This is a genomic window from Parvimonas sp. C2 (assembly GCF_035282405.1).
Lineage (GTDB): Bacteria > Bacillota > Clostridia > Tissierellales > Peptoniphilaceae > Parvimonas.
In genome coordinates this window covers 25,046-38,277 of sequence record NZ_JAYKBP010000006.1, presented here as the reverse complement: position 1 = coordinate 38,277, position 13,232 = coordinate 25,046, and the positions used below count along the sequence as shown (strand labels likewise).

Genomic DNA, 13,232 nt, shown 5'->3' with positions numbered 1-13,232 from the left:
CATTTGTTACTTAACTACTATTTAGGAGAAAATTATGTTTTATAATGAAATATTCGATAAAAATATTTTTAATTCTAAACTTGCAATTGCATATGGTTTTTCGAAGATTGGGAATTATTATGTTTTACAATCGGATATTGATGTAGAAAATTTTAATGTGATTGTTAAAATAGGCAAGGACTCTTTTGAGGTAAATGTTATTGAATTACCTTTTAATGAAGAATATGTTTTATTTAATGTTTCAGACAGCAAGGGTAAATTTGTTTCAAAAATTAGAAAAAAAGTTAATGAACTCATTGGGGATATTGTAAATAGCTGTTTTTCATCTTTGGATTATAGAAAATTATTACTAGACTATGTAAAGGAAAAATACAGAACAATTCCTGAAGAGCCTTGGGAAGATAATAATCATGCGACGATAAAGACTTCGAATAGTAAAAAATGGTATGGAATTTTTATGTCCATTCCTTATAAGACTTTGGGATTGGAGAAAAGCGGAAAGATTGATGTTTTAAATGTAAAACTTAATCCTGATCTTATAGAAAATCTGATTGATAAAAAGCATTTTTTCCCTGCCTACCATATGAATAAAAAATACTGGATTTCAATTGTTTTGGATTCAGATGTGGATTTGAATTTGGTCAAGAGCTTAATTGATGAGAGTTTTAAATTAGTTGAAAAATAATGTATGAATACTAGGAATTTCATTATTTAATGGGCTTTAGGAGATTTACATAGTAATTGTGTTTAATTATTATATTTTTTTAGAAGTCCTTTACAGGACTTACAATTATTTTTAAACAAATAATTGTAATGAGATCTCTCCGCTTCGTTTCGCTTTGCTCAACTTCGGTCGAGATGACGTGTTGGGGGTGTTTCTCTCCAAAGTACTATGACGTGAAATATATTTTTCTACAACATTTTTAATAATTTCTATTTTATTAAATAATGTTTTTTTACTTTTTGAAGTTTGTTTACTTTTAACGTCTGGCTACTAAACAAACAAAAATAGGTCTGACGGGGTAATTGTATCGTTAGATACAATTGCTCTGGAAATCTCATACTTTTGCTTTAGCAAAAGTAAATGTATTGTAGATACATTAAATAAAGGATTTTTATCAAACATTTCAATAACCTTACAAAATTGTAAGGTTATTTTTGTTTTTGTAATATTAGATAAATGTTTGGCGTAAAAATTTTTGCTAAAATATTATTGTAAACGAAAATAATATTTTTTGGAGGTAATTATGAATATATTAGATGTTAAAAATTTAAAAAAGATTTATGGAGGAATGGGACGTGTAAAGACTGAAGCCCTTAGAGATGTGAATTTTTCCGTTGAAAAAGGAGAATTTATAGCTGTTATGGGAGAGTCAGGAAGTGGTAAAACTACTCTTTTAAATATAATAGCAACATTGGATAAGGCAACTGAAGGATCAGTTTTTATTGGAGGAAAGAATGTAAATTCTTTAAGCAATTCAGAAGTTGCAAGTTTTAGACGTGAAAAGTTAGGCTTTGTTTTCCAAGATTTTAATTTATTGGACTCTTTCTCAAACAGAGACAATATTTATCTTCCACTTGTTTTATCAGATGTAAAACCAGCAGTAATGAATGAAAAAGTGGGAGAGATTGCTCCTCTTTTAAAGATAAGTGAAGTTTTAGATAAATATCCTTACCAAATTTCAGGTGGACAAAAACAAAGAGTTGCAATCGCTAGAGCAATTATAACTAAACCTGATTTACTTCTTGCAGATGAACCTACAGGAGCATTAGACTCAAAATCTGCTGATATAGTTATGAAAACTTTCTGCGATATAAATAACAGTGGACAAACAGTTTTAATGGTTACTCACTCTGTAAAATGTGCTGCTTTTGCAAAAAGAGTAATTTTCATAAAAGATGGTAGAGTTTATCACGAAATTTATAAAGGAAGTGACGACAACTTAACTTTTGCTGAAAAAATAAATCAAGCTCAAGTCATGTTAAACGGGGTGAATAACTATGAAAAGTAAAATGGCTTCAAAATTTGCTTTTAGAAATATGAAGGCGAATGCTTTGCTTTTAACTCCATTTTTAATAGCAAGTAGTATTATGGGAACTCTATTTTTCGTAATGGCTTCCCTTGGACAAAATCATTATATAGAAAAAAATCATGAATATGTAGCAATCCTTATAAAATTTGGAATTTTTATAGTTGGAATTTTCACATTTATATTTATCCTATATGCCAACAGCTTTTTAGCTAAGAGGAGAAATAAGGAATTTGCCCTATATGGTATTTTAGGTTTAGAGAAAAAACATATTGCTAAAATTATTTCAATAGAATATATACTAAACTTTTTGACAGTTAGTTTCTTTTCAATAACAGGTGGATTTGTTCTTGGAAAATTGGCTTTTATTCTGCTTAATAGAATAACTAAAAATATGACCGCAAAAATAATGGACTATAATTTTTCAATTTCTTCTGCAATATTGACTTTAATATTCTTAGCTATAATATTTATATTGATATATTTAACAATGGTATTTAAGATTGGAAAATCAACTCCTATAGAACTTCTTTCAAAGCAAAAAAAGGCAGAAGGAGAGCCAAAGAGTAAATTTATCCTTGGAACTTTAGGCTTTATAATTCTGTGTGTAGGATACTATCTTTCAGTTACTTCAAAGGGGAATCTCAGTAGCTTTTTTACATTTTTTCCTGCAGTTATTGCTGTAATAATTGGAACTTATCTAGTATTTATTGCATTTAGTATTTTGATTTTAAAAATGCTAAAAAGAAAGAGAAATTTATATTACAAAGCAAAAAATTTCCTTTCAATATCAGGAATGTTATACAGAATGAAATCAAATGCAGTTTCACTTGCAAGTATTACACTTCTTTCAACTTCAATTATAGTTACTTTAGCAACAACATTGACTATAAATTCAAGTATAAAAGATCTTACAGATTCTATCCATCCTAATGATTTTTATTTATCATCCTCAGTAACAGGAAATAATAAAGATATACTCGAAAATGGAGAAGAAAGAAAAAAAGAAATCTTAAATATTTTAAACAAAGCATTAAAAGAAGATGAAAAAATTAAAAATTTAACAGTCAAAAAGACTATAATGAATCCTGTAATAAATGAAAATGGAAAGATTACTCCTTTGGGTAAAAGACGTGCATTATCATCATTTTTAATTATTGAAACATTGGAAGATTATAATAGAAACCACAATACTAATTATACTCTTAATGATGGTGAGTTGTTATATTCAACTAACTCTAAAAAGCTTAATAATTATGACAGTATGGATTTTGCCGGAAAGAATTATAAATTAGTAAAAGTAAAAAACTTATTTCCTATGAGCATATCTGCTGAAGGAATGATAATTATTGTAAAAGATAATGAAACTTTTGTCAAAATGTTAGAAGAATATACTTTTAATTATAATGAAAAACAATTAAAATATAACCTAGATTATAATTTTGATTTAGACTCTGCTGATAAAGAAGCTTTTTATTCAAGATTACAAACAGATTATAACATATTTGTTCAACAAAAAGATGTATTTAGTCATTCTTTGTCTTCAAAAGCTGAAGTTGATGCTTTTGCTTATGAATTAAATGGCGGTCTATTGTTTTTTGGAATGATAGTTGCATTAATTTTTATAACAGGAACTGTTTTAATCACATATTATAAACAAATTTCTGAGGGCTTTGAAGATAAACAAAGTTACCATATAATGAAAAATGTAGGACTTCCAGACTCAATTATCAAAAAGAGCCTTAGAGTACAAATACTGTGGATTTTTTTCCTACCACTTGTTATAGCAACAATTCACTCAATATTTGCTTTCCCAATCCTATACAATATACTTGGAGGACTTGGTTTCCAAAATATAAGAATTTTCACAATTAGTTTTGCCACAATTGTACTATGCTTTTCAGTAATTTACTTTATAATATACTCAATAACTTCAAGAGTTTACTATAAGATTATAAGATAGAAATACTAATGATACTAATAAAAAAATCACTGTTTTACGCAGTGATTTTTTTATCTATTTTTAATTTTCCTTTAGCCATTCTTTAACTATTTTATAATAATCTCTGGCATATTCATATTGTTTTGTAGCATATTCTCCAAAATGAATACCAAAGTCTAATTTATATTCACACCAATTGCTCCAAAGTAGTCCACAACAAGCAATATAGGCATAAATTTTTATTTTTGTAATCTCGTCAACTTCTCCATTAAAATAAATATCTATCAAATTATCAATTTGATTTTTATCATATAGAGAGTATATGCAAAACATTGCTATATCAATATCCGGATCTTGCATTGCAGCATATTCCCAATCAATTAAACGAAGTGTTCCGTCTGTTGAAAATAAAAAATTATCACAATTTGCATCTATATGAGTTAAACATTTTGGCTTTCTATTTTTTTCTATAAATTTTTCTAATGATAAAATATTCTCTTTTACTTCTTTGTAATCAGAATAAATTGAATTTTTTTTCGTCCACAAAGACTCATAGAAATTAATTTTTTCAAAAACATCAAACTCATGACCTACTTCTAAACCTAGTGAATGTAATTCTTTTATTTTATCCATACATTTTCTTAAGTCTTCATCATTTTTGTCATCACAATTTCTTGAATTTTCAATAAATTTTGTAATCTTATATCCATTATCTGCATTAATATAAATCAAATCATCACAAATATTTTTATCTTTAATAAGAGAATAAACTTCTGCTTCTTGAACTCTGTCTATAAGCTCAGATGTTCCCTCTCCCGGAATTCTCATAATATACTTTACATTATTTACAGTAAAAACAAAGGAATTATTTGTCATTCCCTTTTTTAAAACTTCAATAGCTTGAATATCATCAATATCCACATTTAAAGCCTCACAGATAATTGAAATTGCCTTTATATGTGTGTTGTTAATAGCCTTTCTAATTTCTTCTAACTCTTCTTGAGAATACTCATTTATTTTAGATAAATCTATTTGGTTACTATATTTGTTTATGTAAAGACTCTTCAGTACATCTAAATCTATTTTGTTCATAATACCTCCTTGTAAATCTCTACTTGAACATTATATATTAATATTTTTAAAAAATCAACATTTAAGGAAAAATAGTTTATAAAGTTGAAAAAAATATCCATAAAGTGTATAATATTAATAGTTTTACGCCAGATGGTAAAACTATTAATATTTCATCATAATTACTCTAATTTAATTATAAAAAAGGAATTATGATTTAATTATCTAGTTTTACGCACAATGGTAAAATTAGATATATTTTACCATAATTACATTAATTTAATTATAAAAAAGGAATTATGATAAATCATACTTTCCATTTTAGAAAAATTTTTAAAAGTAAAGTATGATGAAATTAGGTTTTCTTTTTAGTTTAGTTTATGGTAAGCTTAATTTTAATAGAACTAGTTTTTTAATTACTAAGAAAATTATTAAAAAATGGTTAATATATTTAACTACTTATAGTGCAATTTATAAATTTAATTATAAGTAGTAATTTGATTTTTAAGAATAATTGTGATAAAATAGTTATTCAATTTTAAATTTGGAGATTTTTATGAAAATTGAAAATACAATTTTGCTGGTATTAGATATTCAGGAAAAATTAATGCCAGTTATACAAAACAAAGAAAGCATTATAAAATACACGAATATTTTAATTAAGTCCTGCAAAGAACTTAATATTCCTATAATTTATACGGAACAATATCCAAAGGGACTTGGCGAAACTGTTTTGGAAATTAAAGAGTCTTTAAAAGACTCAAAAGCAAAGTATTTTGAAAAGAACAGTTTTTCAGCCTATCCACTTATTAAGGAAGAAGTTTTAAAACTTAAAGAAAAAGAAAAAACTTCAATTATTGTTGCAGGTGTGGAAACACATATTTGTGTATATCAAACTATAAGAGATTTAAAGAGTAACTTTGAAATTTATGTTCCCTTTGAAACTGTAGGTTCAAGAAATCCTGAAAATTATACGAATGGCTTGGACTTAATTAGAGAAATGGGAGCAAGTGTTACTAATGTCGAAACTATACTTTTTGATTTGATTAAAACATCAGAACACAGTAGTTTCAAACTAATCAGTAAATTGATAAAGTAAGGGAGTTTTATATGAAAAAGAAATTTATAATAACTTTTATTCTATCCTTAGCTCTATTTGGAGGAATTTTTTGGGTTGCAAATAAAGTTTTGGATATTATGGAGTTAACTTCAAAAGTAGAATTTGTAGGTAGCGATTTAGGCGAAGGAAATAATATTGAACAACGTGTTGAAAATGAACTTTTATTTTTAGTTTTAGGTTTAGACAGTGATGATTTCAGTGGAGCTACAACCGAACAAAACAGAACTGATACAATGATCTTGTGTAAAGTTAATTTTGAAACTGGAAAAATTGATATTCTATCAATCCCTCGTGATTCTAGAGTTATGGTTAATGGAAAACTAGATAAGATAAACCATGCTCACCATTTTGGTGGTCTTAAACTTGCTATGAAAACTACAAGAAATTTCTTGAATTTAGATATAGACTATTATGTAAGAGTTAATTTCTTCTCTGTTAAGGATATTGTAGATGCACTTGGTGGTGTAGAAGTTGATGTCCCTGTTAAAGTTGATGTTGCAGAAGACAATGTTCACTTAAAACCAGGTAAACAAATTTTAAATGGAAAACAAGCTCTACAATTTGCAAGATTTAGAGCAGGATATACAGAAGGTGATGTTGGTCGTGTTAAAGCTCAACAATTACTTATAAAGGCAATGATTAAAGAATTAACTAAGCCTAAAAATATTGCTAAAATTCCTCAAATTTTAGAAGTTGTTAAAAAGACTGTAAATACAAATATTCCATTCTCAACAATTACTAAATTAGCTCTAAAAGTAAAAAATTTAAATGAAGATAATATAAATACTCAAATAGTGCCAGGAGAATCTGCTTATATAAACAATATAAGTTATTTCGTTCCTAATCGTTCAAAATTAAATGCTCTTGTTAAAGAGATGTTCGGTGATTATCTATTGAGTCAAAATAACAACACACAAGTAGATATAGACGATAAAAAGAAAACAAATACTAAAAACAATAACACCAATAACAATAATAAAAATAACAATACAAATAAAAATAATACTAATAAAAATAACAAAAAGAACAATAACAGATAATTTGGGTGAATATGGAAAACGAGAGAAAAAAAGAACATTTAGAAAATTTTTTAAAGAGCAATTTCAAATCCAATACTCTATTTGAAAATGTGTATATTGAACATTTTGCATTAACTGATTTAAATTTTGATGAAATTGATACATCTGTAAATTTTTTGGGGAAAAAACTTTCTTTTCCACTTATAATAAATGCAATGACAGGTGGGGCAGAAACTTCCTATGATATCAATGAAGACCTAGCAAGACTTTGCAAAAATTTTAATATAGCATTTGAAGTTGGAAGTCAAAAAGTTGCACTACAAGATGAAGAACTTGTAGAAACTTTTACAGTGGTAAAAGATATTTTAGATAAAAAAAATATAGTAATTTCAAATCTTTCAGCATTATCAAGCCTTGACGATGTAAAAAAAGCCGTTGAAATGTTAAATTCCGATGCAATTTCTCTCCATTTGAATCCTGCTCAAGAGATTGTTCAGTTTGAAGGAGATAGAAATTTTTCCGGAATTTTAGAAAATATTGAAAATATCGTTAAAAACTCGAATGTTCCCGTTATCGTAAAAGAAACAGGTTGCGGTATTTCTAAAAAAACTTGTGAAAAGTTGTTGAATGTAGGTGTAAAATACATTGATATCAGCGGTTTTGGCGGAACAAATTTCATTGAAATTGAAAATTTAAGAAGAACGGATTTAGATTTTACGAATATTTATGGTTGGGGAATTCCAACTGCAAAATGTATAATAGATTGTAGAAATATTTCAAAAGACTTTACTCTAATCGGTTCCGGTGGAATAAAAACCGGAGAAGATATTGCAAAAGCCATTATACTAGGTAGCGATATGACTGCTATTGCAGGAGAGGTTTTAAGATATTTAGTTCATGGCGGATACAAATTCGCCGAAAATTATTTAAAATCTCTAATCTATCAAACTAAGATGATTATGTTGCTTCTTGGAGTAAGAAATATTGAAGAACTTAAAAAAGCTGAATACAAAATATTTGGAAAATTAAAAGATATATTAAATTATTAAAAAATGAGAGTTTCGCTAACTCTCATTTTTTTGTAAATTATTTTAAGGGGGACTTCTTAAAATTTATTTATCTTTAAATCTACTTTTAACATATATGGAAGAACTATAAGTACCATTAAAGCTATTCCTGAAAATATAAATATATATCCACTTTTAAATTTATCAAATAAAAACGAATAAAATAATATTCCAAGTGGCATTAGAAGTTGACAACCTGTTCCCAAAATACTGAAAACTCTTCCTTGATATTCAAGGGGAACCGCCTTTGTAAACCAAACCATTACCGGAGTATTTATAAAATTTGCAATAAAATTAACTCCAAAAGCAAATATCATAAATATTATAAAATATGAAAAGATACTAAATTTAAATAATAATGCAATTCCCAAAATTATCAAGAATCCTGAAAGCCCTCTAATACATTTAAAAGAAAATTCCAAAGGAGCTTTAATGTCCTTCATCATTGATAAAATTATTGATGAAACTATTACTGCCACCGGAAAAGTTGCATTTATAATCCCGTAAAGATAATCTGAAATCTTAATTTCATTAATCAAAACATAGGGAAGGCCGATTGAAACCGATGAAAAAAAGAAATTTATAAACATTGCAAAAGAGATAATAAAGACCAAAGCTTTTTTATCTTTCATATAATTTAAACCTTCAACAAACATCTTTAAAACTTTTTGTTCTTCATTATTCTCTATCACTTCTGTCTTTATAAAATCAAAATTTATAAAAAGTACAATCAATATAGTTATAAATTCAATTACCGCTTCCAAAAATACAAAATGAATTAAATCCAATTTTGTAAGTAAAAAAACAGCTAAAATTGGAGAAATTATATAAACCCCTGAAGATGCCATTTGCTCAAAAGATTTTACCTTTTGAATATGCTCTTCACATACAAGTTTCTTTGTAGAAGATGAAAAAGAATTATTTAAAAATTGATCAGCAACCCTTAAACAAATTAATAACATATAGGTATTGATTAAATTTGTTTCAGCATTAGAATTTAAACTTAAAGCATATAAAATCAAACTTACAATGCTAAAAAGCTGAGCAATTACAATTACAATCTTCTTATTGTACTTATCTACAACAGCTCCAACAAAAGGAACTAAAACAAGCGCAACCAAAGGGCCTATAATTTGAGAAATACCGAAATTTAAAGCTGATTCTGTCTTTTTCAAAATTAAAAGTCCAATAATAAATGACAAAATAGAACTACCAAAGTTTCCTGTTATAGTCGTCATTATTAATTTTATCATCTGTTTTCTTGATTCTTTTAAGATATTCATGGTTTTCACCTCTTAATACTTTATTTTGATTATATTATACAACGTATAATATAATATGTCAATAGTTTTTTATGATTTTTTATATAATGGTGGATTTGTTGGGGAGTATTTCTTTGTAAAGTACTTAAAGTGGGTTATTCCTATGAAATATTAATATTAAATTATCTACTATATAAATAAATTTTTTTAATTGTCAATTATTAATTATTAAGAAATTTAAAGTTTATCTACTTTTAACGTTTAGCTCTTAAACAAAGCAATTTCCCATATACGTCATTTCGACCGGAGTGAAACGGAGCGGAGAAATCTCACACTATTACTTGTTTACAAGCAATAGTAGGTCTGACGCAAAGATTGTTCAAATCTTTGATTTGAGTACAATCGACTGTGGAGATCTCATACTTTTGCTTTAGCAAAAGTAATGTATCGTAGATACATAGACTACAGAAATATCCTACCTGCAATATGTTAGAATCGACTAAAAATGCTTAATTCAGAATTAAGGGGCTTTATGCGATCTCTCCACTTCGTTTCGCTTTGCTCAACTCCGGTCGAGATGACGTATTAAGAATATCTCTATTCAAAGTTCTATGACGTGAATTTCTCACAAAAAAAGACGGTGCACCGTCTTTATTTTCCTATACAAAAATTCGAAAAGATATTATCCAAGATATTTTCGGAAATATTTTCTCCGATTATTTCTCCAAGCACTTCATAGGCTCTTCTTAAGTCCACTTCGCAACAGTCGATAGGCACCATATTTTTTAAATCTACATAGAAAGATTTTAAATATTCTAATGAGCTCTTTAGACTGTTTTCATGTCTTACATTCGTGATTAAAGCCTTGTCCTTAATCTCTATTTTGCCATCGAAAAACATATCTATAATTGCCTGTTCAAGTTTTGAAATCCCTTCATTTTTTAGTGCAGAAATTTCTATTAACTCAAAATTTATCTTTTCTTTTAATTTTTCTTCATTCAATTTTTTATCCAAATCTACCTTATTTAAAATTCCAATAGATTTAGTTGTATTTGCAAGATTTATTATCTTTTCGTCTTCTTCATCAAGCTCTCTTGAAATGTCAAATAAAACCAAATTTAAGTCTGAATTCTCACTTGCTTCGATAGATTTTTGAACTCCGATTTTTTCAACGACATCAGCAGTATCTCTAATTCCTGCAGTATCGTTAATATTTAACTTAATTCCTGAAAGTTCAATGTCTTCCTTAATTAAATCTCTTGTAGTTCCTGCAATATCAGTTACAATCGCTCTTTCTTGTCTTAAAATTCTATTTAATAGGGAAGACTTTCCAACATTAGGCTTTCCAATTATTGAAACATTTATTCCGTCTTTTAAAATTTTTCCTTTATTAGACTCTCCAAGCAATTTTTCCATCTCTGCCATCAATTTTTCAGTCTTTAAAATTACATTATCAAAAGGCAATTCTTCCTGCATATCTTCTGTAAAATTAATTGAGTACTCAACAAAACTTAAAATATCTAAAAGATCTTCTCTAAATTCTTTAATCTTCTTACTCAAATGACCTTCAAGTTGATTAATCGCACTCTTATGAGAAAATTCAGTTTTCGCCTTTATTAAGTCGATAACTCCTTCAGCCTGGGACAAATCAAGACGACCATTTAGAAAAGCTCTCTTAGTAAATTCTCCCTTTTCTGCAAGATCTGCTCCGTTTTCAAGACATAAATTCAAAACTCTTTTAAGACATACAATGCCTCCATGAGTAAAGATTTCAACTATATTTTCCCTCGTATAAGTATGAGGTGCAAACATAAAGCAGACCATAACTTCATCAATGAGTTCATCTTTATCGTAAATATGACCATATTTCATCATTTTATTGGATTTTTCGTCTATCTTTTTTTTATCATAAGGTTTGAAAAAATTTTTTACAATATCTACCGACTTTTCACCACTAAGCCTTACAATTCCAATACCTGATTCACTTGTAGCAGTAGCAATAGCAACAATAGTATTTTCCATATTTTCTCCTTGTTGTTCCACAATAAAAAGAACGCCTAAACGTTCTTTTCATTGCATATTAAAACCTAGGCTTGATAACAACCTTTCTATGTGGCTCTTCACCTTCACTCATAGTAAATACACCCCTCATATTGTATAAAGTTGAGTGAACAATTCTTCTCTCGTAAGCATTCATAGGTCTAAGTCGCATAACCTTTTTATATCTTATAGCTTTTTTAGCAAAAGTCATCGCCATTTCTCTGATTATTTCTTCTTTTCTCTTCTTATATCCATTTATATCTAAGAAAATTCTCTTTTCTAAAGAAGTATTTCTTCTTGAAAAAATACTTACAATATATTGAATACTTTCCAAAGTTTCTCCGGATTTTCCGATTAAAGTCTTAAAATCATCAGATTTGTTTATATACAAATTAACAGCTTCTTCATCTTCATCAGAAGTTACTTCGCAGTCAACTCCCATTTCTAAAATTAAATCCTTTAAAAAACCCTCAATTTTTTTTACATCATCACTTTTAACAAGAACTTCTTCCTTACAACAAGTTTCTTCAACAACTTCATCTATTACTTCTTCTACATGCTCTTTAGACTTTTCTTTTTCTTCTTTTAGCGAAACTTCAACCAAAGCATCTTTTGAACCAAAACCCAAAAAACCACTCTTAGGTTTTTCAATTACTTTAACATCAACATCTGAAATTTCAGCTGATAATTCTGATAACGCAAGCTTAACAGCTTCATCGACAGTTTTTGCTGATTTTACAACTTTCATTTTTTGCTCCTTTCTACTAATTACTCATTTTTTTATTTTCGTAAGCAGTCAAAGCTAATCTCAATAAAATTTCTACAATATTTGTCATAGCCCAATAAAGTGCAAGACCTGCAGAGAAACTCTTTGCAGAAATAAATATTATCAAAGGGAATATATATTTCATAGTTTCCATAGACTTTGCACCGGGATTATCCTTTTGATCTCTATTACTCAAATCAAGATAAATATATTGAGTAATTGCATTTATCAAAGGAAGTCCATATAAAAGCGGGTCCGGTGCCGATAAATCTTTAATCCAAAGGAAATTTTTCATAACATCCGCATTCTTATCCCCAAAAATATATAACAAAGGCTCTCCCATTACTGAAAACATCGCTATAACTAAAATTAAATTGAAAATCATAGGTAAACAACCACCAAGTTGTTTAATTCCATGCTCTTTATTAAATTCCATAAGTTTAAGATTCATAGCTTGTTGATCATGTTTATATTTTTCTCTTATCTTTTGTTGCTCTTTAGCAAACTTTGCTTGAATCTTTTGACTCTTTATACTACTTAAAAATATTGGGAAAAGTACAATCTTAAAAATTATTGAAATTATAATGATACTAATCGCTAAATATGAAATACTAGCAGGTTCATTAGGTAAAATTGAAGCAACCCCTTCATAAATAAATTTCAATACAGATCCCATTAAATTTCTTAAAAATGCCATTTATTCCTCCTATTTTAGTGGATCATAACCACCTTTTCCAAAAGGATTACATCTTAAAATTCTCCAAATAACTAAAAAAGTTGCTTTAAAAAAATTGTATTTCTGATATGCTAAAATAGCATATTCCGAACAAGTCGGAGTAAATTTACATTTTCCATGTCCATAAAGACCTGAAATATATTTTCTATATAATTTAATCAATAAAATCATCAATCTTC

12 protein-coding genes are annotated in these 13,232 nt (G+C 27.6%); 6 read left to right on the top strand and 6 right to left on the bottom strand.

Annotated elements, in window-relative coordinates:
• Window positions 1-34 precede the first annotated feature (34 nt).
• The 3 genes from VJI95_RS07425 to VJI95_RS07415 all read left to right on the top strand — a co-directional run bounded on the left by VJI95_RS07425 (window position 35) and on the right by VJI95_RS07415 (window position 3,993).
• Window positions 35-685, top strand: coding sequence for an MmcQ/YjbR family DNA-binding protein (locus VJI95_RS07425; RefSeq protein ID WP_324010968.1), 651 nt, complete (start codon window positions 35-37; stop codon window positions 683-685).
• 562 nt (window positions 686-1,247) lie between these two features.
• Complete coding sequence (locus VJI95_RS07420; protein WP_324010967.1) at window positions 1,248-2,012, top strand: ABC transporter ATP-binding protein; 765 nt, start codon at window positions 1,248-1,250, stop codon at window positions 2,010-2,012.
• Window positions 2,002-3,993: an FtsX-like permease family protein gene (locus tag VJI95_RS07415; RefSeq protein ID WP_324010964.1), complete on the top strand. Its 1,992-nt coding sequence runs from the start codon at window positions 2,002-2,004 to the stop codon at window positions 3,991-3,993. Before VJI95_RS07420 ends, VJI95_RS07415 begins: the two co-directional genes overlap by 11 nt.
• 60 nt (window positions 3,994-4,053) lie before the next feature.
• Here the strand turns inward: VJI95_RS07415 and VJI95_RS07410 are convergent, their stop codons facing one another.
• Window positions 4,054-5,064: a choline/ethanolamine kinase family protein gene (locus VJI95_RS07410; RefSeq protein WP_324010963.1), complete on the bottom strand. Its 1,011-nt coding sequence runs from the start codon at window positions 5,062-5,064 to the stop codon at window positions 4,054-4,056.
• 535 nt (window positions 5,065-5,599) lie between these two features.
• On the opposite strand from VJI95_RS07410, the gene VJI95_RS07405 reads away from it, so the two are divergent.
• The 3 genes from VJI95_RS07405 to fni are packed head-to-tail and all read left to right on the top strand — an operon-like array spanning window position 5,600 to window position 8,231.
• Window positions 5,600-6,142 (top strand): isochorismatase family protein, encoded by a 543-nt coding sequence (locus VJI95_RS07405; protein WP_323999863.1) that lies wholly within the window; start codon window positions 5,600-5,602, stop codon window positions 6,140-6,142.
• Between the two features lie 11 nt (window positions 6,143-6,153).
• Window positions 6,154-7,203, top strand: coding sequence for an LCP family protein (locus tag VJI95_RS07400; RefSeq protein WP_323999864.1), 1,050 nt, complete (start codon window positions 6,154-6,156; stop codon window positions 7,201-7,203).
• Between the two features lie 11 nt (window positions 7,204-7,214).
• On the top strand, window positions 7,215-8,231 hold the full coding sequence (gene fni / locus VJI95_RS07395) for a type 2 isopentenyl-diphosphate Delta-isomerase (protein WP_323999865.1): 1,017 nt from the start codon (window positions 7,215-7,217) through the stop codon (window positions 8,229-8,231).
• A 56-nt stretch (window positions 8,232-8,287) separates the two neighbouring features.
• Here the strand turns inward: fni and VJI95_RS07390 are convergent, their stop codons facing one another.
• The 5 genes from VJI95_RS07390 to yidD form a co-directional block, all read right to left on the bottom strand.
• Complete coding sequence (locus VJI95_RS07390) at window positions 8,288-9,532, bottom strand: MFS transporter (protein WP_324010955.1); 1,245 nt, start codon at window positions 9,530-9,532, stop codon at window positions 8,288-8,290.
• A gap of 630 nt (window positions 9,533-10,162) precedes the next feature.
• Window positions 10,163-11,533 carry a tRNA uridine-5-carboxymethylaminomethyl(34) synthesis GTPase MnmE gene (gene mnmE / locus VJI95_RS07385; protein WP_324010954.1) on the bottom strand — a complete coding sequence of 457 codons (1,371 nt, stop codon included), beginning with the start codon at window positions 11,531-11,533 and terminating at the stop codon, window positions 10,163-10,165.
• A gap of 58 nt (window positions 11,534-11,591) precedes the next feature.
• Entirely contained in the window at window positions 11,592-12,299 is a 708-nt protein-coding gene (jag, locus tag VJI95_RS07380; RefSeq protein WP_324010953.1) for an RNA-binding cell elongation regulator Jag/EloR, read from the bottom strand.
• A 16-nt stretch (window positions 12,300-12,315) separates the two neighbouring features.
• Window positions 12,316-13,014: a YidC/Oxa1 family membrane protein insertase gene (locus tag VJI95_RS07375; RefSeq protein WP_323999869.1), complete on the bottom strand. Its 699-nt coding sequence runs from the start codon at window positions 13,012-13,014 to the stop codon at window positions 12,316-12,318.
• A gap of 9 nt (window positions 13,015-13,023) precedes the next feature.
• Complete coding sequence (yidD, locus tag VJI95_RS07370) at window positions 13,024-13,224, bottom strand: membrane protein insertion efficiency factor YidD (protein ID WP_416384092.1); 201 nt, start codon at window positions 13,222-13,224, stop codon at window positions 13,024-13,026.
• Window positions 13,225-13,232: the final 8 nt, after the last annotated feature.

Bases quoted from the DNA above. Each gene is read 5' to 3' on its own strand.
- VJI95_RS07390 (WP_324010955.1), bottom strand. From the start codon at position 9,532: ATGAATATCTTAAAAGAATCAAGAAAACAGATGATAAAATTAATAATG.
- mnmE (WP_324010954.1), bottom strand. From the start codon at position 11,533: ATGGAAAATACTATTGTTGCTATTGCTACTGCTACAAGTGAATCAGGT.
- yidD (WP_416384092.1), bottom strand. From the start codon at position 13,224: ATGATTTTATTGATTAAATTATATAGAAAATATATTTCAGGTCTTTAT.
- VJI95_RS07420 (WP_324010967.1), top strand. From the start codon at position 1,248: ATGAATATATTAGATGTTAAAAATTTAAAAAAGATTTATGGAGGAATG.
- VJI95_RS07415 (WP_324010964.1), top strand. From the start codon at position 2,002: ATGAAAAGTAAAATGGCTTCAAAATTTGCTTTTAGAAATATGAAGGCG.
- fni (WP_323999865.1), top strand. From the start codon at position 7,215: ATGGAAAACGAGAGAAAAAAAGAACATTTAGAAAATTTTTTAAAGAGC.
- VJI95_RS07400 (WP_323999864.1), top strand. From the start codon at position 6,154: ATGAAAAAGAAATTTATAATAACTTTTATTCTATCCTTAGCTCTATTT.
- jag (WP_324010953.1), bottom strand. From the start codon at position 12,299: ATGAAAGTTGTAAAATCAGCAAAAACTGTCGATGAAGCTGTTAAGCTT.
- VJI95_RS07425 (WP_324010968.1), top strand. From the start codon at position 35: ATGTTTTATAATGAAATATTCGATAAAAATATTTTTAATTCTAAACTT.
- VJI95_RS07410 (WP_324010963.1), bottom strand. From the start codon at position 5,064: ATGAACAAAATAGATTTAGATGTACTGAAGAGTCTTTACATAAACAAA.
- VJI95_RS07405 (WP_323999863.1), top strand. From the start codon at position 5,600: ATGAAAATTGAAAATACAATTTTGCTGGTATTAGATATTCAGGAAAAA.
- VJI95_RS07375 (WP_323999869.1), bottom strand. From the start codon at position 13,014: ATGGCATTTTTAAGAAATTTAATGGGATCTGTATTGAAATTTATTTAT.